The organism is Desulfopila aestuarii DSM 18488 (assembly GCF_900143695.1).
Lineage (GTDB): Bacteria > Desulfobacterota > Desulfobulbia > Desulfobulbales > Desulfocapsaceae > Desulfopila > Desulfopila aestuarii.
This window is the reverse complement of record NZ_FRFE01000006.1, coordinates 93,089-117,203: the sequence shown is the minus strand read 5'-3', so window position 1 is coordinate 117,203 and position 24,115 is coordinate 93,089. Positions and strand designations below refer to the sequence as shown.

The 24,115-nt window shown below is 48.5% G+C and carries 15 protein-coding genes; 11 read left to right on the top strand and 4 right to left on the bottom strand.

Annotation, left to right across the window (positions count from 1 at the left end):
* Positions 1-50: 50 nt before the first annotated feature.
* The 3 genes from BUF15_RS08060 to BUF15_RS08050 all read right to left on the bottom strand — a co-directional run bounded on the left by BUF15_RS08060 (position 51) and on the right by BUF15_RS08050 (position 5,909).
* Positions 51-725: a DUF2179 domain-containing protein gene (locus tag BUF15_RS08060; RefSeq protein WP_234981140.1), complete on the bottom strand. Its 675-nt coding sequence runs from the start codon at positions 723-725 to the stop codon at positions 51-53.
* A gap of 98 nt (positions 726-823) precedes the next feature.
* Positions 824-2,878: an alpha-amylase family glycosyl hydrolase gene (locus tag BUF15_RS08055; RefSeq protein ID WP_084553734.1), complete on the bottom strand. Its 2,055-nt coding sequence runs from the start codon at positions 2,876-2,878 to the stop codon at positions 824-826.
* Between the two features lie 136 nt (positions 2,879-3,014).
* Positions 3,015-5,909: a peptidoglycan-binding protein gene (locus tag BUF15_RS08050; protein WP_073612954.1), complete on the bottom strand. Its 2,895-nt coding sequence runs from the start codon at positions 5,907-5,909 to the stop codon at positions 3,015-3,017.
* Between the two features lie 579 nt (positions 5,910-6,488).
* Here BUF15_RS08050 and BUF15_RS08045 point away from each other — a divergent pair.
* From BUF15_RS08045 to BUF15_RS08005, 9 genes are all read left to right on the top strand, one after another.
* Positions 6,489-8,138, top strand: coding sequence for a L,D-transpeptidase family protein (locus BUF15_RS08045; RefSeq protein ID WP_073612953.1), 1,650 nt, complete (start codon positions 6,489-6,491; stop codon positions 8,136-8,138).
* Between the two features lie 96 nt (positions 8,139-8,234).
* Positions 8,235-9,542 (top strand): anaerobic C4-dicarboxylate transporter, encoded by a 1,308-nt coding sequence (locus BUF15_RS08040; RefSeq protein WP_073612952.1) that lies wholly within the window; start codon positions 8,235-8,237, stop codon positions 9,540-9,542.
* Positions 9,543-9,565: 23 nt separating this feature from the next.
* Positions 9,566-11,434 carry an aspartate ammonia-lyase gene (aspA, locus tag BUF15_RS08035; protein WP_073612951.1) on the top strand — a complete coding sequence of 623 codons (1,869 nt, stop codon included), beginning with the start codon at positions 9,566-9,568 and terminating at the stop codon, positions 11,432-11,434.
* 122 nt (positions 11,435-11,556) lie between these two features.
* Positions 11,557-13,158: a cation:proton antiporter family protein gene (locus tag BUF15_RS08030; RefSeq protein ID WP_073612950.1), complete on the top strand. Its 1,602-nt coding sequence runs from the start codon at positions 11,557-11,559 to the stop codon at positions 13,156-13,158.
* A 49-nt stretch (positions 13,159-13,207) separates the two neighbouring features.
* On the top strand, positions 13,208-13,393 hold the full coding sequence (locus BUF15_RS08025; RefSeq protein ID WP_073612949.1) for a hypothetical protein: 186 nt from the start codon (positions 13,208-13,210) through the stop codon (positions 13,391-13,393).
* Between the two features lie 370 nt (positions 13,394-13,763).
* Positions 13,764-15,113, top strand: a complete 1,350-nt coding sequence (locus BUF15_RS08020; RefSeq protein WP_200802350.1) for a TolC family protein — start codon at positions 13,764-13,766, stop codon at positions 15,111-15,113.
* Positions 15,113-16,090, top strand: a complete 978-nt coding sequence (locus BUF15_RS08015) for an HlyD family secretion protein (RefSeq protein WP_073612947.1) — start codon at positions 15,113-15,115, stop codon at positions 16,088-16,090. The genes BUF15_RS08020 and BUF15_RS08015 overlap by 1 nt, the downstream gene beginning before the upstream one ends.
* Complete coding sequence (locus BUF15_RS08010; protein ID WP_073612946.1) at positions 16,090-17,256, top strand: ABC transporter permease; 1,167 nt, start codon at positions 16,090-16,092, stop codon at positions 17,254-17,256. Before BUF15_RS08015 ends, BUF15_RS08010 begins: the two co-directional genes overlap by 1 nt.
* Complete coding sequence (locus BUF15_RS08005) at positions 17,253-18,476, top strand: ABC transporter permease (protein WP_073612945.1); 1,224 nt, start codon at positions 17,253-17,255, stop codon at positions 18,474-18,476. Before BUF15_RS08010 ends, BUF15_RS08005 begins: the two co-directional genes overlap by 4 nt.
* On the opposite strand, the gene BUF15_RS27685 is transcribed toward BUF15_RS08005, so the two are convergent.
* Positions 18,477-21,374: an HD domain-containing phosphohydrolase gene (locus BUF15_RS27685; protein ID WP_159441252.1), complete on the bottom strand. Its 2,898-nt coding sequence runs from the start codon at positions 21,372-21,374 to the stop codon at positions 18,477-18,479.
* Positions 21,375-21,640: 266 nt separating this feature from the next.
* Between BUF15_RS27685 and BUF15_RS07995 the strand changes: the two genes are divergently transcribed.
* Positions 21,641-23,569, top strand: a complete 1,929-nt coding sequence (locus BUF15_RS07995) for a PAS domain S-box protein (RefSeq protein ID WP_073612943.1) — start codon at positions 21,641-21,643, stop codon at positions 23,567-23,569.
* A 136-nt stretch (positions 23,570-23,705) separates the two neighbouring features.
* Entirely contained in the window at positions 23,706-24,065 is a 360-nt protein-coding gene (locus tag BUF15_RS07990) for a response regulator (RefSeq protein WP_073612942.1), read from the top strand.
* Positions 24,066-24,115 lie beyond the last annotated feature (50 nt).

Below are 24,115 nucleotides of genomic sequence, written 5' to 3'. Positions count from 1 at the left end.
GAGGTTGTCAGGTGTCAGTCCCGTCCGAAAATTTGAGGCAGGTGTATCGGTTATTTGCGGTTATTCCGCTGCCGCCAGCCGCCAAGTGGTGTGCAGACGGGTTTTAACACTTTACTGACATCGCGGGCTTGCTCGACGACGTAAAAGGCCTCGCTGTCAAGTTCGTAGACCTTGGGGATCATCCATCTCAGATCGCGACGGCGACAGACGATATAGAGTTCCAGCACAGGGCCCTGTAGTCCTTCGCCTTCAAAGACGGTGACCGGCTGGCCAAGTTGACGGAAGTATTCTGCCATCGATTTCCCATGAAAATGACTGAAAACCTTGAGAATGATAAAGCCAAAAGCAAGTTTTTTCTCAACCATAATGCCGACGACATTGCCTGTAGCGTATCCCAGGGAGTAAAAGACTACAAGGATAGGAACATCTTTTACCTGGGTTATGACAGTGCTTATGACCGTGATCCAGATGGTGACTTCAAAGACGGCAAGGCTGAAGGCCAGAACGGAGCGGCCTTGGACAGTGACAATGGTCCGCACCGTGCCGATAGAGACATCACAGATCCGGGCACAGAAAACGGCAAGGCCGGTCATGAAGACGACCGGGTCAAAAATGGCAATAAAATCTGTATAGTTCGGCAGATTCATGGAAAGTACCCTACGGATAAAGAGATTGGGCGAAGTCCTGGAAATTGTGACGGGCTGTGGTGCTTCTTTACGGCTCATATAGCCGAAGTAAAGTGCGAAGGAAAGGGGTTTTCCTCCTGCCGGACAAAAAGTTCGGCAGGGGGATAACGTAGAGAGTATCCGGACCTAAAGAATTGTCAGGCGGGTGCGGCAGGTATATATACTTTTGCCTCCCAGGGAAAGAGTGGTTCACGTCCGGCCCATTCGCCTGGTACATCGCGCTCCTGGGTTACTTCCCGCCAATGCATTCCCTTTGGAAGAAACGGCCAGTTGGGTACTGCATATTCAGCCTCGATAGTGCCGGGACCTGGTGACGAGGCCCAGTCAGAGAAGTTTGCAACAACTACTAGCTGTTCAGCAGTGCCTCGCACACCCCGTAACCAGGCTATGACGCGTCTGTTATCTGTGAAATCCTCATGGAAAAATTCTGTTTCGTTCTGAGCAAGTGCCGGATGAGAAGTACGGAGTTGCACAAGCCGTGCAACATATCTGAAGAGATCGGCTCGCCAGGGGATGGCCATACGTTCAAAGTTTACGGCATCCATCTGTTTTTCAGGATGGAGCACCTTCAGGTCGTGTTTGTCAGCAAATTCGTCGCCAGCGAGAATCATGGGTATGCCAACTGCTGTCAGCAGGCAGGTAAAGGCGAGTTGGATCCGTTCCTGCTTCTGCCAGATTCCGTTATTATCAAGAAAGTCATAGAGCCGCTCATTCTGATACCCTTCGACATCATGACTGCCGACATAGTTCACGACCTGGCTGAGATCACTATAGCCGAGCCGGCGGCTGTCGATCATTTTTCGGATCATATCGCCAAAGCCATCATCTTCATTAAGGTTGCAGCCAAGAATGGCGTGCCTGATTCGACGTTTGAAACTGTCGTTCCAGATGCCGTCTGTACGCTTTTGCCGTACCATCTCTTTTTCTTCCTGGTCATCAAGGATTTCCGCAACAACAAGGAAACGGCTGTTGGCTGTCTCGCTCGTCATTTCTGTTTCTGAACACCTTAGCAGCCACCTGCTCCGGCCTGCTGCTGTGAAGTCCTCAATAAAGTCCCAATTGCTGACGGTTTTGACACTGTCAATTCTGACCCCATCAATATGATAATGGTTTATCCAGTGATACAGTTGCGTTTTCATGAATTCGCGAGCGGGGTAGATGTCGCCTGGCATACCGCTTTCCGGGTGGTAGCCGTTTGTATGGAAGCCATATTTGAAAAGATCGCCTCCCCAGTTTTGCCGTGATCCTTTTTCTGGATCGACCTCTTCTGGAATCTCCGTCTCTTTTACCAGAAAATCAGTAAAATTGAGATTTGCAAGGGGGCAGCGATTGGAAAAACCCATGGCCATATCGACGAAAAAGCGGATGCCATGACTATGACAGGTGGTGATCAGCCGGGAGAGATCACTCGTTGCGGTTGACCAGGTATTGCCGAAGGGTTTACCAAGATCCCAGTCGGGAGCAAAATAGTTACTGGTTGCATAGCCCCATTGGCGATCGACCCAGCTGTCTGCGGGTGGGTTCAATTCCAGCGCATTGATCCCAAGTTCCTGAAGGTGAGCTCGGTTCTCAAGGGCCGCGATACCAGAAAAATTTACAGGCCTTGCCTCGACCTGAATGAGTGAAAGCACATCCCTGAATGATCCGACATCGATCAGTTTGCCACCCTGCTCTCCCTCACGCGACCAGGAAGTAGGTAATTCATATATGACACATCTGTTGTTAGGGGCGAGGGAAGATATGGTAAGGGTTTCGTCTCCGGCCATTGCTGTTTCACCACCAGCATCGCAGGGAATCAGCAGCCCGCCACTGTACATGATGATTGAGGAGGGATCGCGATCGTCTTCGTCATATCCTTCTCCGGCATGGGTGGCGCGCAGTCGCCAGTCGACACCGTAAGCCATGGGGTCGGTGATCTCAATGAGAGCGTGGGCCGATTTGTAAGGGTTGGTATCACGTACACGGAAAAAATAGTGGTAGACCCCACCTTCACGAAGCTGGGGGATTTTGGAGACATGCAGTACCCACAAGTCAGGAAATTCCGGGTGTTTTTCAAGTTTCAATTCCTCTTTTTCTACAAGTGTGCAGGGGTTACCCGGTTGAAGAACGCCAATCACTAACTCGGGAACCGGATCCGTTTTCGGCCTCCAAAGCACAAAATGATTCTGTTTCAACACCAGTAAGTGTGACATGGAACCTCCATAACGATGGATGACAAGCCAGTTGCTATACACTAAACCTACTGTGGTTGCAGGCTATGTTAACTTGGAGTCTGCAACCACTTGACAGGCAATTGTCAAAAGACACTGGGCTTGGATAACCGTCACCTCAAAAACCTACCAGATCCTCAACCGGCAGGTTCAGTTCGGTTGAACCGGTTATGCGTTTGAGCGATTTTTCCACCACATTGATATTGTTGTCAAAACCGCCATGAGAGGCTTTCTCGATCTTGGGGCTCATTGAACTGCCGTTGCCAAGTCGGGTCTGGATGGTTTGCTCATCATGGATAGTCAGTCGTTTCTCGAGTCGACAGATTTCTACAGCGTTTAGCCAGTTGGAGAGGGTCTCTCCGGTAAAAGACGAACCGTCCCAGCCTGAATATTGCTGATTGAAGACATTTGCCATACCGAGAATAGGCATGCGGTGATCAGCCTCAAGGGCATTGGAGACGAAGTAGAGCAGGGATTTTCGATATATTTGCGCAACCTGATCGTCTTGTTCCCGGGCATCGCTTAAGATATCCAGATAGAGGTTTTTCATGATTTTCGTTTGCGGTGCATAATGTCTGTTGGCAAAGGCCACAGTACAGGCGGGCGCATAGAGATGTACTGAGGCAACCTTGTCTATCAGTTCCTGGCGAGCAAAGAGATCGAGCAGTCTTCCAAGAATGATGGAACCGGCTGAGTGACCCATAAGGTGCAGCTCGAAATTGTCACCCCAGCTCCCGGCCAGTGATTTTAAGGCTGACACCAGCAAATCACCACCTCGACCGCTTTCCGAGGCCAAGATGGCGTTTTCCTTCATCTCACTCCATAATGGCCTGGCGAAAGGGCGGCCAATGGTTTTCTCGATGAGAGGATCAGAGACTGAATCGCTCAGCCAGTCGCCGAATCCCTGGGCCCTGGTGTCGTCGCCTTTATACATTTTATCGGCGAGGATATTGCCGATCGATTCAAGCAAACCGCTTTTCCAGACAAGAAAGAGGGGGTAGCAGCCGTTGCCGATGAAATAGCGACCCATGGCCTGGGCCCGTTTGATAGCCGACTCCTCACTATTGAGGCCGCCATGAGCATAAATGACGAGACGTTTTTTCTTATGCTGGCTGTTTCTAAACCATGAATCAGGCAGGACACAGGCCTGATTCTGTAAAGTGCGGGTCAAGCCATCAACCTGATCAAAGCGTTCCACCCTGCCGTTATTACCAAAGACTATACTGTGCTGATAGGCAGTCGCTTCATTCCACCAGCTTTCAGGCACCTTGCCTTCTGCAGCGGTTGTCCCTGCAGCCGCTTTCGGAGAGGACAGTCTCCCAGAGATGACGCCAGGGACACCCATGGCCGCCACCCAGGCATCCATAGCGTGTGCAAGCCAATCCTCATAAGTGATGAGTGCGAAGCCGGCCGCGCCCCATCTGGTACCCCAGGAGTTTTGAATGACAAATCCCTTTCTATTGAAACCCACAAGGGCAAAGGCATGGCCGCCTTTCCGTGATGGTACGCCATTGTATGTGATAACTGGCAGGCCGGCATGGGATGATGGGGGGCTGGCGGTATTGCCAACAGTTTCCCAGCCCTTATGGGTATAGGCAGAGACATAAATCGCGCCAACTTCATGGATTGCTGCCTGCAAGTCAGTGATAGCCTTGGTGGAGATCCGGTAATACACGCCAAGGGTTCGCTCAGCCGCATCGGTGTCCCAACCTGACAGAGGCAGGGAACTATTGTCGCCGGGATGATACGGCCACCTGCTGTCAAGGCAGACCCCGTTATGGAACCAGCCTTTCAGTGCGCCGCGACAGCTTGAGCCTTCATAGTTTTCGCCTTCATACTCATCATAACGACGAGCAAAATGATAAAGCATGCGTGGGCTAACCGATTCAAACTGGCCAGGCGCTCCTGATGCGCGCCAGCGCAGGTAGTTGATGACGCAGGCAAGCCCAAAACCGGTGCAGGCGCCTTCTCTGCCCTGATTGAGAATGAGACCGGCCTTACTGTATGCTCCGATGAACTTTTTAACATCAGCATTATCCGGATAAATCTCAGGAAGGGAGCGGGGAGGCGGGGTGTATGGTCTATCGCGCAAATCGGCCGGATCGCTGCTGACATTTGAGGCGGCTCGCTGCTGCGCTGCCGTCAGTGTCTCTTCGCCAGCCATTTCGCCGGCCATCATCACCCTTGGTCGAGCTTTACCCCAAAGTTCGCTGGCTTTTACGAAGGTATCAGTGAATCGATCAAGTCCATGGCTGCCGCCATTGACCGCTCTACGGATTTTTTTCAGGTCCTCTGTTGCCAGTCCTTCGGTAATTGTTTTTTCTTTGGAAGCCAGAAAGGCAGCAAGGAGGCAGGCGGCAATCTCAGGGGCGCAACCAAGGTCAGGGTTTTCGGCTAGAGGGATATCGAGGAGGCTGCCGAAATTCTCATAATTGGCCCGGCCGGTCAGCTGTACAAAACCTCGTCCTTTATAGCGGGCACCGTCACCAACCCTGGTATTGCCGATATTTCTCCTGTTATCGTACGCGCTAAACGGGGCTTGTCCCGGTAACGTATTGAAATGGGATGGCATTTCCGCTATCGGCACAAAACCTTCAGTTTCAGCTCGGATTGTACCAAGCGCGACACCGATCATTTGCGGGTTGGTTAGGCCGAATGCTGCCAGTGCAGCTGTAACATAGGGGAGGTTTTTGGATATATTGGAGGACTTTGTGTATGGAAAAAGGGTGCAGACTGAAGCGACATCGACTCTCACATCAAGTTCATGCTCTGCGGCAACGCCAAGGGCACTCATCGTCCTCGGCCCAGCAATGCCATCCGGTACGAGGCCTACCGATGCCTGCCAGGCTCGAAGTGCGGTCTCTGTGGCGATATCGAACACTTCTCCTTTGTCTAGTTCGTAACCATGAAGACTCTCTCCTAGAGCTTTTGCCAGTGCATCTTTTAAGACTTTTACTTTTTTGCCGACACTGCCTTTCATCAACAGTAAGGATTTGACTTTTGTATTTTCCATAGTTCACCTCCTTGATTGCTTGATCTTCCTGTTCCTGTTGGCTGCCTGATGATCTTGTAGAAAGTTGCAATACTCACTAAGTTTAATCATGTAATCTGAAAAATACCTGACGATCAATTGGTGTACAAAGGGGTCAGGTTGTTGACACTGTCCATTTGCAATGATCTGGAGGAAAACGAATCATGCCATCCTGTTCCAGTTAAAATGAGAATGGCCTGTGGGGGTAACATTGCAAAACTATTGCAATATCTGATCCACAAGTGGCGTGTAAATGTCGGTGAAATTACAACTGGTTAGATTTGTGTGTTGTCGTACTGCTCTATAGAAATGCGAATTTGTGGAAGGTTCTGTTCATATTTGCGAAATGTATATGTTTTCTATGAACCTGTATAAGTGGTGGAGAAGCTGTGATTTTGAATGTTATCGTAATTGTCGAGTTTCATTGTGTGGGTAATTTCTGTTAGGTAATACGTGCAAAGCGAATGGAAATGGACTAATTATTCTCGCGATTGCGAGAGAAATATGGTCCATCCGGGTAAAAAAAGAACAAGAGTCTGTTTGACGTCGTGGGGAGAAGAAATGAGAAGAACGAAGGTGCTGATCTTTGTGTTGTCAGCTGTCATGATGTTATCCGGCATTGTCAGAATATGTGTTGCTGACGATCAGTATGAGAACGAATTTATCGAGCATCTGGCAGCGGGGCCTGCACAATATCTGGGGTTGAATGTACATGGAAGGAATGCAGCGGAAATTGATTCTGCACTATCTGAGATTTACCATGCTAACGGGTTGCAACCGTATTGGCTCGAAAATGGCCGACCGGGCAGAAGAGCTGAAGCAATCAGGGCCGTGCTCGATGATGCTGCAAGTCAGGGGCTTGAACCTGGTGACTATTTTACTGATTTGATTCATCGTTACTGGGATAGCAAGGATACGGCAGGTCTGGTCCGTCTCGACCTGGTTTTAACGCTTGGTATGATGCGCTTTGTCGCTGATCAAAGGGAAGGGCGGCTGGCTGTTCGTGAAATTGACCCGAAGTTGTTTGCCTCAGCCCGGAACGCGGAAGTTGCCTGGAGGCCTCTCTGGAAAGAAGCATTCGCGGCAGCAGATATGAAGAATTTTTTAGACGACCAGGCCCCGCCATTTCTGCAATATGACGGTCTCATGAAAAAGCTGGCAGAATACCGGGTACTGGCAGCGTTGGGTGGTTGGCCGATGGTTCCTGATGGGCAGGTGTTAAAACCTGGTATGAGTGATGATCGGATTTTAACTATCAGAAAACGCCTTCAGGTGACCAATGAATTGTCCGGAGATGGCAGCAGTTCGGTATTTTATGACGGAGTACTTGAGAAAAGTGTTCAGTCCTTCCAACGTCAACATGGCCTGCAACCGGATGGCGTAATCGGTAAACAGACCATTGCCGCCATGAATGTGCCGGTCAGTAAAAGAATTGAGCAGATAATACTGAATATGGAGCGTTATCGCTGGCTGGATCGATCAATACTCGACGATCGACTGGTAGTTGTCAATATTGCCGGGTTTACAGCTTCTGCCGGAAATGCGGGGAAGTTCGATCTGACCATGCCTGTTGTTGTAGGCAAGGAGTATCAACAAACTCCTGTGTTCAACGACACCATTAAATATATCGAGTTTAACCCGTATTGGACGGTGCCGCCATCGATCGCAAGCAAAGAAACTTTACCTAAACTCCGTCAGAACAGAAATTATCTACGGGAAAGGAAAATGCGGCTGTTTAACGGTTGGGAAGCAGATACCAAAGAACTCGACAGTACAAAAATTAACTGGAGCAAGGTGTCTCCCCAACAGATGCGGCGTTATCGTATAAGACAGGATCCCGGTCCAGGCAACGATCTTGGGACATTGAAGATCATGTTTCCCAACAGCTATAATGTCTACCTGCACGACACCCCTCAGCGAACTCTTTTTGCAAAAGATCGTCGGGCTTTCAGTCACGGCTGCATACGTCTTGGAAAACCTGTCGAAATGGCTTCCTGGCTGTTGGGCGGGCCACAGGCAGGATGGTCGGTGGAGAAAATTGATCAGCTTATCGCAACCGGTCAAAGGAAAGTTGTTGTTCTGGATAAACCAATACCGATACATATGATTTACCGCACGGCGGTTGTAATTGATGACACGATCACGTTCTATGAAGACATCTATGGTCGTGACCTACTTATCAGCAAGGCATTATTTCGGAAAAAAACGTAAGACACCTAAAATCTAAAAGTGATGACCTTTGGTATCTGGGGTCGGAGGCGAGGTCTCAGGCAGGCGAAGCTGGACTCATTTCAATGGAGGAGATTCATGTGGATCGTTGAACTGCTGGTCGTTTTGTTTTTTATCTGGCTTGGTGCGAGAATCGGCAGCATAGGTATCGGTTTTGCTGGCGGATTTGGGGTTCTTGTTCTCGCATTGCTTTTCGGGATCGAGCCTGGCGCTATACCTGTCGATGTTATTTTGATCATCATGTCGGTGATAGCAGCGATAGCTGCCATGCAGGAAGCCGGAGGCCTCGACTATCTTGTTCATCTTGCTGAAAAAATTTTGAAAAGCAATCCAAAGTACATCACCTTTTATGCACCGATTGTTACCTATTTCATGACCTTGCTGGCGGGGACAGGTCATACAGCCTTTTCAACCCTGCCGGTCATCGCAGAGGTTGCCAAAAGGGAAGGGATTCGACCGTCCCGGCCCCTAGCCATAGCCACTGTGGCCTCCCAGATTGCCATAACTGCCTCACCAATATCTGCAGCAGTTGTCTTTTTTTCGGCTGAACTGGAAAAGATTGGCGTCGATTATGTGCAACTGCTGCTCATAGCTATTCCAAGTAGCTTTACTGCGGTCATGCTCGGCGCAGTGGTGACCAATTTTCTAGGAAAGGAATTAAAAGACGACCCCGTTTATCAAGAACGATTGGCAAAAGGGCTTGTGAAATTGACATCAGAAAACGACAGAAAACAGGAACTGGCACCGGAAGCAAAACGGTCTGTACTGTTTTTTTGCTTCGCCATCGTCTGCGTTGTTTTCTATGCAACAGCAATAAGCCCGACAGTTGGTCTTATCACCGCCCCTGTGCTTGCCCGTGATCACGCCATAATCACCTTTATGCTCGCGACGGCCACTCTCATTACGATATTTTGCAGGATTGATGCAAAACAAATCGTCAACGCAGGGACCTTCAAATCAGGCATGAGTGCCTGCATATGCGTTCTTGGAGTAGCCTGGCTAGGAACGACATTTGTTGCTGCACATCTTGAAGAGATAAATGTCTTTGCCAGTAATCTCCTGGCAGCAAAGCCTTGGAGTCTTGCCGTGGTATTGTTTTTTGCAGCCATGCTGCTCTATTCTCAGGCTGCAACTACAAGGGCACTGATGCCGGCAGCTCTCGCCTTAGGGGTAAGCCCACTTGCGGCTATTGCTTCCTTTGCCGCAGTAAGTGCTCTTTTTGTTCTGCCGACTTATCCGACCCTGCTGGCTGCGGTTGAGTTCGATGACACCGGTTCAACCAGAATCGGAAAGTATGTATTTGATCATCCATTTCTTATCCCGGGGACCCTGACCATCGCTTTTGCCGTCGCAATCGGTTTTGTTCTTGGCGGTATGATTTTATAACCATAAGAAACAGGAGATAATCTATGAAGATAGAGCACTCAATTATCAAACATGTATCCAAGACCACAGGCATAAGTGAAGACGATCTCGAAATATTTTTCAAAGAAGGTGTCGAGCAGTCATATGCACCCAACGAGTGGTTATTTCAGGAGTCTACTCCTCGTAAATGGGCCGGCATAATATTGAGTGGTGACGTTTCTCTGGTAAGAGGGCTGCATGGCTCAACCAAGCATATTGCAACGATGGTTGAAGGATCACTCATCAGCGAGGGAACATTTCTTGAGGATGGAGCGCACAGTAATGGTGCCTACACCAGGAGCGGTGCGGTCATCTGGCAGATATCACGTGAGAAGATCGAGCAGTATCGTGAAACGAAGGCTGAAATATTTTACCGGATAGTCTCTCGTGTTGCTGTCGGCATCAGCCGCCGGATGCGGGTACTTTCCAGGCAACTTTACGAGAATCGTGACGAAGTCCAGGTGATAAGCGGTTTCAGGCTGGAGCATGATTCTCTAGGTCAACGAGAGATCTGTGACAGCAGCTATTATGGTGTTCAGACCCAACGCGCCATGGAGAATTTTGCCATATCGGGAGTATTTGTTTGTAATTTCGACCACCTGGTGGAAGGGCTAGCTATGGTCAAAAAAGCCGCGGCCCTCGCCAACAATGAACTTGGGATGCTGGATGAGGCTAAGACCAAAGCTATTTGTGCCGCCTGTGACGAGTTGCTTGAGGGGAAATTCCACGAACATTTTACCGTTGACATGTTCCAGGGTGGAGCGGGAACCTCGACCAATATGAATGCCAATGAAGTGATTGCCAATCGCGGCCTTGAGCTTATGGGTTACCGGAAAGGCGAATATGATCAACTTCATCCCAACGATCATGTGAACTGTTCACAGTCAACGAATGACGCCTATCCCACCGCAATAAAACTTGCTGTTTTGCTTTCTAATCGCAGTCTGATCAGTGCAATGGAAGAATTGCGCGAGGCTTTGGGTAGAAAAGCAGTAGAGTTCAGCGACGTCCTGAAAATGGGGCGCACAGAGAACCAGGATGCGGTACCCATGACACTGGGGCAGGAGTTTAGTGCCTACGCCATGATGGTTGAGAGCGCTATTCGTGCAATTGAACGGGCGGCGTATGAATTTCTGGACATCAATATGGGGGCAACTGCTATTGGCACCGGGATCAACAGTCCTGCCGGCTATGCCAATCTTGTGACCAGCAAATTAGCGGAGGTAAGTGGCTTTGAGTTGCGTAGGGCCAAAAATCTGGTGGAGGCGACTCAGAATGCCGGGACCTTTGTGCAGATGTCTGCGACATTAAAAAGAGCGGCAGTACAGATTTCTAAGATATGTAACGACTTGCGTTGGATGTCTTCGGGTCCGCGTTGCGGCCTCAATGAGATCAATCTGCCTGCCATGCAGCCGGGCTCGTCGATTATGCCTGGAAAGGTTAATCCGGTTATCCCTGAGCTGGTCAATCAAATCTGCTATCAGGTAATGGGATATGATGCGGTGGTCTCAATGGCGGCTGAAGCAAGCGAACTAGAACTCTGTATGGCAGAACCGATCATTGCGTACGATCTGCTGCACGGGATGATGATATTGAAAAATGCGTGTGTAACTCTGGCATCACGATGCATTGCAGGTATAGAGGCAAACCGCGATATTTGCAGGGGATATGTGGAGAATAGTATAGGGCTTGTTACGGCAATGGTGCCGGTTATCGGTTATGAAAAGTCGGCAGCCATTGCGAAAGAGGCGCTGAAGACAGGTGGCAGCGTCTATGAGTTGCTCTTGGAACGTAAGCTCGTTTCAAAAGAAGAACTTGATGAAATTCTTCGGCCGGAGAATATGACGGATCCGAGAGAAATACCAAATAAATAGAGTTGTTCGGACTGGTTCATTGTTCTGCCAATGTGCCAGTAAGTTTTCAGGCGTGTAGTAGGAATATGGCTTATGGCTGTGGTTCAAATTCGTTACGGTTACTGTGTGAGAGGAGTTAGCCCATGGATCCATTAATGATTGTTGTTGCTTTTCTTCTTGGCTTCCTGGTCAGGCAGGTTGGGCTTCCTCCGCTGGTAGGGTATCTGGCCGCTGGGTTCGTCCTCAATTGGTTGGGCTTTGCCGGGGGGGAGACCTTGCATGTTTTTGCCGATCTTGGTGTGACGCTCCTCCTTTTTTCCATTGGTTTAAAACTTGATATCAAGAGCTTGATACGTCCGGAGATATGGGGCGGGGCGTCGATACATGCTTTGTTGACTGTGACAGTGCTCGGTGTAGCTGTTTTCTGTCTCAGTCTTGCCGGTGTGCCATTTTTCAGTGAACTCGATCTGCCAAAGTCATTTTTAATTGCCTTTGCACTCAGTTTTTCCAGCACGGTTTTCGCGGTGAAAATCCTCGAGGAAAAAGGTGAAATGGGTGCACTGCATGGTCGGGTTGCCATTGGTATTCTTATTATGCAGGATATCTTTGCCGTACTTTTTCTCACTTTTTCGCTCGGTAAAATTCCATCTATTTGGGCACTTGCAGTTCCAGTTGCGCTCTTAGGCCTGCGACCTCTTCTTTTTACGATGATGGATCGAAGTGGTCACGGAGAATTGCTGTTGCTCTTTGGTTTGTTTGTTGCGCTTGCGGTTGGGGCTGCAGGATTTGAGCTGGTTGGCCTTAAAGGCGATTTAGGTGCTCTTATTGTAGGGATATTGCTTGCTAAACATGAGAAAAGCTCAGAACTTGCCAAGACGTTGATGGGGTTCAAGGATCTGCTGCTGGTTGGATTTTTTCTGACCATAGGCCTTTCCGGGGTGCCAACAATTGCGGCAATCGGGGTTGCAGCCATCCTGGTCATTGCCGTACCTTTTAAAACGACGCTGTTTTTTATGTTATTGACCCGCTTCAAGCTGAGGTCTCGATCATCACTTTTAGGATCATTGAGTCTTGCCAACTACAGTGAATTCGGGCTGATTGTGGCAGCTGTTGGCACTGCAAAAGGCTGGTTGGAACCAGACTGGCTGGTGATTATCGCCCTGGCCTTGGCCGTGACCTTTGTTATAGCATCACCCCTGAATACGATGGCTGACATGCTTTATGTTAAGTATCGTGAAAAACTCAAAAAATTTGAGACAGATACCAGGCACCCCGATGACCAGCCAATACGACCGAAAGGGGTGAGTGTTGCCATATTAGGGATGGGCAGGCTAGGCACCAAGGCGTATGATTTTATGTATGAGAAATACGGGGATGAGGTTTTAGGGGTCGACTTCGGTAAAGACAAAGTTTTGGAACATCGGGTGGCGGGCAGGCGGGTTATTCATGGAGATCCAACAGATCCTGATTTCTGGAAGCGTATTGAACGTCAGGATATTCCGGCACAGATCATAATGTTGACGATGCCCAAGCACCAGGCAAACTTGTCGGCGGCCCGTCATCTTAGAGGTCTTGGTTATGAAGGCTGTTTGGCAGCGGTTGCCCATTTCGATGACCAGGTCGAAGAATTGAGAAAGTCTGGGGTGGATGCGGCATTTAACTTCTATAATCAGGCAGGGCTTGGTTTTGCTGAACACGCCTGGTCGTTTCTCGAACGGAGCAGGCAAGAAGAGCTACAGGGATGAAGCTGAATATACGGGAGTGCAATATCTCGCAAATGGGGGGCATTGTATCATGGAGCTTCCGTCTACGGTCCCGGTAGCAACAGGACAATTGTCGGTAATGATTCAAGTCGGCAGTGAGGTGATGACCATCAGCGCTGATCCGCGCTGGCTGGCAGCACAGGAAGTGGGGAGAGTGTTAGGGGTGAGGATAACTGACGATAATCCGATATGGAACACTTTTGTTGCTTCGCACTGATGCGAGAATAACGGCTACGTTGGTTTCATCACTTCTGTTGCTAGAGCATGCCACATCGTGAGAGGTTCCTTTCTACAGGGGAGTTCCGTCTCTGCTGACGATCGTTTCCTGCTAATAAATGCTTGCCGTTCACCATCTTCCGCCGTATAGTGCCTGACAATTCGGCCGGGGTGCTGGCCATCCCGCTCCGATACCTGTTGGCAATTCATCGAGACTTCATTATCCGGTTTAAACCCGCCTGAAGTGATATTCAAAACCGACATTTGATCAATTTCTAAACGCGTCAATGAAAAATAAACTGTTGGTATGCTTTGTTACATGGATGCTATCCGTTCCATGTTTTCCTTTATCAGTAGTCGCCGAGAACGGCTTGAGTTTTGCGGATGCCTGGAAGAGGGTCCAGGTTGAGAATGATGCTCTTCTCGCCTCACGAGCAGAGGTGGAACATGCCGAGCACAAGCAGAGCGCGGCAAAATCACTTTATCTTCCTGAGGTCGGTTTATCGGCAAGCTATATATATTTAGATGATGATGTCAAAATTTCCCCTGACGATATATTCGACAGTATGCCGGCCGGTGATAAGGTGAAGTCAATGTTTGACATGATCGGTGGGGGGATGGGACTTTCACCAGCTCAATTGAACAAAGGGCTCACCTCGACCATTGCCGAGCGGGATAATCTGACCAGTTCGCTGACGGCCACCTGGCCAATATATACTGGCGGGCGTATTACCGCTGCCCAGGACATAGCTGCCGGTCAGGTTGATGAAGCCCAGTATGGTCACAAGCTCCAGCTTATCAGTCAGTTTGAGCATCTGGTGCGCTACTATTTTGGGGCGGTGCTGGCAAAACAGGTCTATACCACTCGATTGAGTGTGGAGGAAGGACTGAAAAAACATCGGGATCACGCTGTTCTGTTGGAGCAGCAGGGACAGATTGCTAGGGTCGAGAGGATGCAATCTGAGGCCTCTCTTGATAAAGCGGTTGTCGAGCGAAAAAAAGCTGGTCGTGACTTGGAAATTGCCCGCGTCGCGCTCTCCAGGATGTTGAAGAGTCAGGAGTTGATTGTTCCGGCTGACGATCTGTTTCTTTATGAGGATCTTCCTCCTCTTGAAGTATTTATCAAAAAAACCATGAACAATTACCCGGCACTCGGCATGCTTGATGCAAAAAAGGAGCAGGCCTCCGGGGTCGTCGATATCGAAAAAGGCAAATACCTGCCGACGGTTGCCCTCTTTGGCAATGTGAACCTCTATGAAGAGGATGATTTGCTCAATAAAGCACTGATGCCTGACTGGTTTCTTGGGGTCGGTGTGAGCCTGCCCCTGGTGGATCGCTCCGGACGGGCGGAGCAGCTGAGCGCCGCCAAGAGTACGGTAAAACGAATAGATCACCTTGAGCTTCAGGCAAGAAGCGATCTTTCCGTGCTGGTTGAACAGGCCTATCGCCAGGCTCAGCAGGCCCTGGAGGAGTATCATGGTTTGGGTTCAAGTGTGAAGTTGGCGGAAGAGACGGTTAATCTGCGCGGAAAAGCGTTTAGTCAGGGTCTTTCAACGTCCCTGGATGTGGTGGATGCCCAGTTGTTTCTGGCAGGAGTGAAAAGCCAGCGGGCTGTTGCCCAATACAATTATATCGTCTCACTGGCTCAGGTGCTGGCGGTGGGTTGCGATCAGGAAAGTTTTTTGCAATACCAGAACAGTTCTACACATGAGAGGAATTGATGCGTACACTCGGTTCATCGTTGATTGTTATTTTTCTTGCTGGGGTAATAGGCTGGCTCAGCTACACGTTTTGGCTTGCCTATCAGCCAAAACCTTTGCGATTGCAAGGACAGATAGAAGCCCAACAATATTACGTCAGTTCAAAAGTTCCCGGTCGTATCGATCAGGTCATGGTGAAAAAAGGTGATCTGGTAAAAAACGGTCAGCTTATTTTTACCATCCACAGTCCTGAAATAGACGCCAAACTGGTTCAGGCCCAAGCCGGTAAGGATGCTGCGGAGGCATTGGCCGAAGAGGTGAATATCGGTGCCAGAAGCCAACAGATCCAGGCAGCCCGAGACCAATGGCAACAGGCGAAGGCTGCCGTTGATCTGCTTGAGAAAACATATAGCAGGATTGATGTCCTGTTCAAGGAAGGGGTCGTTGCTGAACAGCAGCGCGATGAAGCATTTACCAAGTTGAAAGCGGCCAGATTTTCTGCCAGTGCCGCACTGCAGATGTATCAAATGGCAGAAGAAGGCGCCCGTGATGAGACGAAACAGGCTGCCCAGGGCAAAGCGAGAATGGCAGCCGGAGCAGTGGCTGAGGTCGAGGCCTATGCTGAAGACACCAAAATAGAAAGCTGGCATGACGGCGAAGTGTCACAGATTCTTCTGCACAGCGGTGAGCTTGCACCCCAGGGGTTTCCGGTGGTGACAATCATCGACATGGAAGACGCCTACGCAGTCTTCCATGTGCGGGAAGATCTGCTGGCCGACTTTGGCAAAGGCAAAGAGTTTACAGCAAAACTCCCGGCCCTCGGTAACAAGGAACACCGTTTCAAGGTCAACCATGTAGCAGTTATGGGGGATTTTGCGACATGGCGGTCAACCAGCACCGATAAGGGATTTGACATGCGCAGTTTTGAGGTTGAAGCGAGGCCGGTGCAGCCGATAGAAGGGTTGCGGGCCGGGATGAGTATCATCGTTACGCGCTGATGGGCAGATCGTTTTTTTCCATAGTCTTAAGGGAGGTGAGGGAGCTAGCGCACGATCGCTGGCTGTTTTCTCTGGTGAGCTGGATACCGCTTGCGCTCTTTTTCGTGATGTTCCAGATGTTCTCCCAGCAGATTCCGCGGGAGCTACCCTTGGGCGTGATCGATCTTGACAAAAGTACTCTGTCGAGAGGGCTTATCCGTCATTATCAGGTGTCACCTGCCCTGGAGGTAGATGATCATTTTTTCGATATGAGCCAGGGGGCTGAGGCGCTCCGCAATGGCGATATCTACGCCCTTGCTGTGATTCCTGCCGATCTCAGTCAGGATGTCATGCTGGGAAGACCTACTCAGGTGACGGTCTTCGTGAACGACCAGCTCCTCCTGATCGGCAAGATCATTAATTCCTCGTTGCTCCAGGCTCATGCAACATTTACCGGCCAGGTGGAGGCCGGAAAGAACCTTCTCGGTTCTACTCAGGTTATTGAGCTTGCAGTGTCACAGGCTGCGCCCACAGCCAGCAAGGTTACAGCACTCTTTAATCTGAGTGTCAATTACGCGCAGTTCCTTGTATCCGCGATCCTGCCGGCTATCTGGCAGATTCTCATGATTGTGACAACTATCGTCTCACTGGCCAACTCCCAACGGCTTTACGGTGGTAATAGTTGGCTTGGTGAAGAGGTGGTAACATCGCTCTTTGCCAAATTTTTACCGCTCAGTATTCTGTTTTCTCTTCAGGGTGCACTCTTTTTTAGCGCGATGTATGTCTGGCAGGGCTGGCCGATGCACGGTAACTGGTTGCTGATATTTTTCGCCCAGCTGCTGACCGCATGGGCAAGCATCGCTGCGGGCAGTCTCTTCTTTTTCGCGACCAGAGGCAAGGTGGAAACCAGCCTCAGCCTGGCGGCTTCCTATGCCGCACCGGCCTTGGCGTTTATGGGGGTAACTTTTCCGGTGACTGATATGACCCTGCCTGCCAGAATCTGGCGCAGCTTTTTACCGATAACCCACTATGTTGAGGTACAGTTTGCTCAGGTTAACTATGGCGCTGCTGTTGAGAGCGCCGTTCCCCAATTGCTATCGCTTACGGTTTTTGCCATTCCGATGATACTGGCTTTCGTTCTCGCTCAACGTTCCTGCCGGTTTGTGAATGGAGGTGCAGGGGAATGAGCTGGTGGGATGTTTTTATCAATGAATTGCGGGCAATTTTTTTCAATCGCTCGATTGTGCTCACGGTGTTTGGCGGGGTGATTTTTTACTCTTTTCTGTATCCTTTGCCCTATAGCCAGCAGGTTCCACGGGAGCAAAAAGTGGTGGTGGTCAATCTCGATGAGAGCCAGCTCAGCCGCAAACTCGAACGAATGGTTGATGCGACCCCGCAGGTGGAGTTGAGTGAACGGGCATACAGCGTTGAAGAGGCAGAAAAGCTTTTTCTTGAAAAGCGGTTGGCCGGTATCCTGGTCATTCCTGAGAATTTTTATCGTGACTTGTTGCTGGGGCACCAGCCGACATTATCTTTTGCCGGTGATGCGAGCTATATTCTTGTCTATTCCACCGTTTTGGAAGGCATGCTCGGGGCGGGCGGCACTATGTCCGCCGAGGTCAAGGTGACCCGAATGGTAATGTCCGGCCAGGCCATGGCACTGGCGGCTGAACAATACAGTGCAATCAGGCTTAATAGTCGCCCGGCATTCAACGAGACCATGGGCTATGTCAATTACATTGTCCCGGCGGTTTTCATCCTGATTCTTCATCAGACGCTCATTATCGGGGTGGGTCTTCTCGGCGGAGGCCAAAATAAAAAACGACTGGATGGAGAAGGGGGCTATTGGCTGCAAGCCTCGCCCTTAAAGCTGCTGATGGTGAGAGCGCTCATCTTTGCTGCAATATATTGGATTCTCTCTCTCTACTATTTCGGATTCTGTTTCGTCTATTACGGTGTTCCTCATCTGGCAGATGCTGCAGAACTGCATCTGCTGTTGCTGCCTTTTCTGCTTTCTGCCGCCATGCTGGGGATCTGTATCGGTGCCGTCCTGCCACGGTGCGAACTGGCTACCCTCATTGTTCTGCTGACGTCGATGCCCCTTGTGTTCGGTGCAGGCTTTGTCTGGCCGACAGTCGCGATTCCTGCCCCAATAGCGACAATCCTGAATATGGTGCCGGTAGTTCCTGCCATTCAGGGTTTTCTGCGGTTAAACCAGATGGGGGCCGATTTTCAGGCGATCATTCCGTTATGGAAACAGTTGTGGCTTTTAGCAGGCGGCTATGGTTTTCTTGCCTGGCTGCTGCTGCATCGCCACCAGGCATTAGCTGAAAAACAGCGTGTTGCCAAGCATTCTTGCGAACAATCTTTGTCCGAAATAGACAACATCTCTCAGCAACTTTCCTGATCATGCCTTGAGGTAAGGGGTCAGATCAACTTCGTCGATCTGCTCGGGCTGCAGATATTCACGTGCGTATTCCAGATAAGCACCACTCGTAAGAAATAGCCGGAATAGATCAGGGTCGATGTGTTGATCTTTTTCCATCAGGGCAAGAATACGGATGGCGTCGCTTATTGGTTTGGCCTTTTTATAAGGCCTGTCGGAGGCGGTGAGCGCTTCGAAAATGTCGGCGATGACCATCATCCTCGCGGGAATCGACATCTCAGTGCCCTTCAGCATTCTCGGATAACCGGTACCATCTATCTTTTCATGATGACTTCCGGCGATATCCGGCACATTGGCGAGATGTTTCGGATAGGGCAACTGCTTCAGCATGATAATCGACTGGACGATATGGTCGTTGATCTTATAACGATCCTCGGCGGTGAGTGTACCCTTATGGATCGAGAGATTATAAAGTTCCCCTTTATTGTAAAGATATTCCGGGACATCAAGCCTGAAACCATAAGGATTGTCAGTGTTGATTTTGTCGTTTTCTCCGCGAAGGTGAATGTGGTCGTCCCGATCGGCAAGGATCGGTTCCATGACCGGCAGAGGGTGCGCCGGGGTGCGTTCTTTACGCTGCAGTTCTTCCCAGGAAATGCCGATCCTGTCGTCAATAGTGCGCATCCAGTGGCGGGTGGCTATCTGCTGTAGGCGGTCTATTTTCTCCTGATCCATAAATTCGCCACCGAGGTTGCAGTCGGCTATAAAACTGTATTCCTCATCAAGTAGATTCCATTCATGTTCCAGGTCGGTGAGAATCTGTTCCCTGTCTCCGCCCTCGGCGATCTGCTGCCAGGAGCGAACCTGAACTTCGCGTTTTGCCACTTCAAAGCGCATGCGAATCTCATGAATACGGTCGTAAATAGTCTCAAGCTTGGTAGCCTTGTCCACCACAAACTCGGGCGTGGTCACTTTGCCGCAATCGTGGAGCCAGCTGGCGATCCTGATTTCTTCCCATTCCTCAGCAGTAAGGCAAAATCCGGCGAAAGGGCCATCTGTGGCTTCACATGCCTTTCTTGCCAAGAGTTCCGTTAACACCGGCACACGTTGGCAGTGACCTCCTGTGTAGGGGGATTTGGAGTCAATGGCCCCAGCCAGCAATTGAATAAATGAGTCGAGCAGATCCTTTTGCATTTTGAGCATTCTGCGACTTTCAAGGGTCACTGCTGCAAAGCCTGACAGTGTCTCAATAAAAGCCCTTTTTCCTTGCTGTTTTGGCGTTTCGATGCCATCGCTTTCATCATATACCAAGGCGAGAAGGCCGATGCTGTCGCCCTGGCGATTGATAAGCGGCTGAACGAATACCTGCGGATTCCTGAGGCCGAGTGGATCAATGACAACATCAAGTTTTTCCAGTCGGTTGGCCGCAAAAATGTTGCCCTTGCAGCTTTTGAGAATACACAGCAACTCGCTTTCATCTTGAATCGGGAACGGTTCGATATTGGTGAATGTAATCTGTTGCCCAGGCCCATCGCCGTGTTGGCGAAATATTTTCGGTTCCAGCTGTTTCGTGGTTTCATTGACGATAAAGGTCATTGCTGCCCGAGCCTCGCAGGCGGTCATCGTTTCCTGGGTGATAAGGTCGAGAAGTCGGTCGAGGTTATGTTCTCCAGCCAATGATTTAATAAGTGCAAGGAACTGACCGATGGTGGTCTCCATCATTGTCATGGCGCGGCTTAATTCATCGACCTCGGTAATGGTGGAAGGAGAAAGCGGGTCTGTTATAAATTCAAAACGGCTGATACGTGAAGTTTCATTCGCCAGGAGTTGGATTGGTCGCGAAATTTTTCTGGCGAGTAGGTACGTAAGTGGTATGGAGAGCAAAATCATTGCCAGCGAGTATTTGAGGGTTTGTTCCCGTATCCTTTTTGCTTCCAGTAACAGTTCGTTTTCAGGTGAGAGCATCACGAGATAGAGATTACTGTCTTGAGGAAGATCGAGCTTTTTGGTTGATCCCAGCCAATTCTCGTCGTTGAGGGTAAATTGTACAAAAGGATCAAGAATGTTGGGCAGCTTGGCGGCATGGTTGATAACGGCGCTGTCCAGGTTGATTACTTTACTCCGTTCAGGATTGCCGTTCATTTGAGTGAGCAGCTTTTGTGGGTCCCTATATGCAACTACCAGGTAATCATTATCAGTTTTTTCAAGAAGGATGAGCTCTGATCGCGGGGTCAGTTGGTATTGGGCCAATAATTGGGAAAGATGGAAGAGGGTGACGTCGCCGGCAACAACCGCTTTTTCGCCTTCAGGCATGAAGGCGATGGTAACACCCATCTGGCGTACAAAATGAAACAGATAGGGTGCGGTGGTGATTGCTTTGTCGGAGTTGATGGCTTCAATATACCAGGGCCGAAGGCGTGGATCATAGTCGGTTGGTTCCGGTTCGGTGCTGGCAATTTCGGAAAGCTTATCGTTCATCCAAATGCGCTGCATCTGCGGTTTGCCGTAAGGCGGGCGAACGATATTATCCACAACCAGTGTTGCTTCTTCAGGTGCGTTGAACTGTCTGCGCATATGGTCATCGATCAGCGGTCGTACGATAAAATAGTCACCCGTAGCATAACCGACTTCCAGATCGGTAAGGTTGGGTTCCTGGGTGAGAGCTGCCTGCAGGATCGGAAGAAACGAAAGTCGCTCTTCAAGAGTGCTGGCGTTTGGCAGGTCGGTTGCTGCAAGCATATGCACCGCCTGGCCGATTGTTTTCCGGGTGGTTAAATAACTTTGGGCAAGTTCTCTGTTGATCCGGCTGAAAATCCTTTTCGACTCCTCGATCAAGAGGTTAGAGGTCTGCCAGTAAATAAATTGTCTAAAGAAGAGACCAAAGAGGACAACCAGGGAGATGAACAGTACGCTGATCATCACGAGAATCCTGTATCTACGGGAAACAGTTTGCTGAGTCATGGCAGGTGATCGAAGTGAATGATGTTTGACAAACGTTGACGGTCGATTTCCAAGATGTGGTATTGTATTCTATCCATGCAGATTTTACGTAAAAAAAATGTGATCCTTTGTGATGGTTCTTCTCTTGGGGTCACAAACGGTCGGGCAATAACGATGAATGAATTTGATAGTTTGAACCCTTTGAGGGTTGTCTTTTTTTGATAAATTATTCGGTTGAGGGGAAAATGACAGACTCGGCAGCGATAAGTGAAGAAAGCAGATACCATCTACTATTTGATAATATGGTAAGTGGCTTCGCGTATCACAAAATAATTACCAACAAAGATGGCGAGCCAGTCGACTATGAATTTTTATCGGTGAACAAAGCCTTTGAAAGGTTTACCGGTCTTAAAAGAACAGACATTATTGGTAAGAGAGTGACAGAAGCCATTCCAGAAATAGCAACCATCGAATTTGACTGGATTGGTGTTTATGGCAAGGTGGCATTGACAGGCAAGCCGGTTGTTTTTGAAAGATATTTCGAGCCTCTTAAACGATGGTATTATATATCTGCATATTGTCCTGAAAAGTTTCACTTTGCTGTCACCTTTGATGATATTACCTTCCGAAAAAATGTAGAGAAAAAGCTCAGAGACCATGAGTCGCAATTTCAAATTGTAACAGATAATTCTGTGGCTTTTATTGCGTATGTTGGAATGGATGACTTGCGATATGAATTTGTCAATAAAAAATATGAGGAGTCCTATGGTATACCGAGGCAAAATATTATTGGTAAACACATTAAGGAAATAATCGGCTCAAGACACTATGATGTTGCATTGAATTATATTCAAGATGTTAAACAAGGAAAAACGGTATCGTTTTTACAATCATATGATTTCAAAGATGGCAGGCGTTCATTAAAAGTTAACCTTGTTCCCGAGTTTGATGATCATAAACGGGTCGTCGGTATGGTTGTACTGAGTTACGATATAACTGAACTGAAAGAGATTCAGAATGCTTTGGAGGAAAGCGAAAGAAAATATCGATCACTGTTTGACAAGAATGAGAACGGTATTTTCATCTATGACCAGGAAACACTGATTATTCTTGATGCTAATCCAGCAATGACTGAGATATATGGTTTTAATTATGATGAGCTCGTAGGAATGAATTGTCTTGCGCTCAGCAGCGAAGTCAGTGAGTCTGTTAAAGCATCTGAAATCATAAAAAATAGTGGTAGGTTGAATGTAGAGATTCGATGGCATAAAAAGAAAGACAACACTATATTCCCTGTCGAATTGGAAGCATTTTCTGTTGAATCGTATGGCAGGCGTATCGGCTATACTCTCATCAAAGACCTCACTGAACGAAAAAAAGCAGAGGATGCTCTTCGAGAAAGTGAAGAAAAGTATAGAAAAATTTTCAATGAGGCACAAGTCGCATTGTTCCGTACCAGAATTTCTGATGGCCAATTAATTGATGCAAATGAAGAATATGCAAAAATGGCAGGATACCCAAATGTCAGGGAATGCATAGGTCATTTTCATCCAGGCAGATCTTGGGTTGACCAGAAGTCACGCAAAAAAATGATCGATTTATTAGTGAAAAAAGGATCTGTCAGGGGGTATGAGGCTCAAATTGTCCGACGTGACGGGGTATCTATTTGGGTAAGATTTTCTGCAACAATATATCCGGAAAATGGATATATTGAAGGTTCAATAGAAGATATTACCAAACAGAGAGATGCATATGAGCAGCTCAAAGATATCAATACTGCTTTAGATGTGTTGCTCAAGAAAAGAGAAGAGGATAGTAAGAAAATCGAAGAAAACATATTTTCAAACTATGAATTGATGATTATGCCATTCCTTAATAGGTTGAAATATACGGATTTAAATGCAAATCAACAGAATTTGATCAATATTATTGAAGAAAATCTTACAGAAATAGTTGATCCATTCGTAAAAAAACTATCCAATTCAATGATGCGACTCACACAATCTGAAATTCAGATAGCCACTATGATAAAGCAGGGGCTCACCAACAAGGAGATCGCTCAAACTCTCAACTGTTCGAAAAGAACTGTCGATACCCATCGTGAAAACATCCGGAAAAAACTTCATCTCACAAACAATAAAGTTAACCTGAAAACCTATCTGCTACACCTCTAAAACACGTATTTCATCTACGTATAAAATGGGGTTTCGTCAAGTGTTGACTGCCGAATTTGTTTGTTGTCTAATTGCTTGGTTAGTGACAGCAACATGGATTTGCAGAAATAACTGCTTGAAATGGATAGGTAAAAATTTGGCTATCAAGATCCTCATTGTTGATGATGAAAAGGCAATACTATCGTTGCTGCATCGAATTTTAACAAAGTTTGATTTTGCGGTTGATGTGGCTGAAAGTGGTGAGGAAGGGATTCATAAAATTCTCAAGACCACATATGATTTGATTCTTACCGATATTAAAATGCCTGGAATGTCAGGAGGTGACCTCTTAAACTATGTAAAAGTCAAGGTCGATCAATCACTCCCTGTAATTGCTATGTCCGGCACACCTTGGCTATTTGAGAATTCCAATTTTGATGCAGTAATTGCCAAACCGTTCAGTAAAGAGGAATTGCTGGAAGTCATGAGTCGGTTTGTTCAGATTACTGAACCATAAGCTGCAATTGAAGCGCTTTAGTAACACGTGTCCACATAAGCCATCCTACC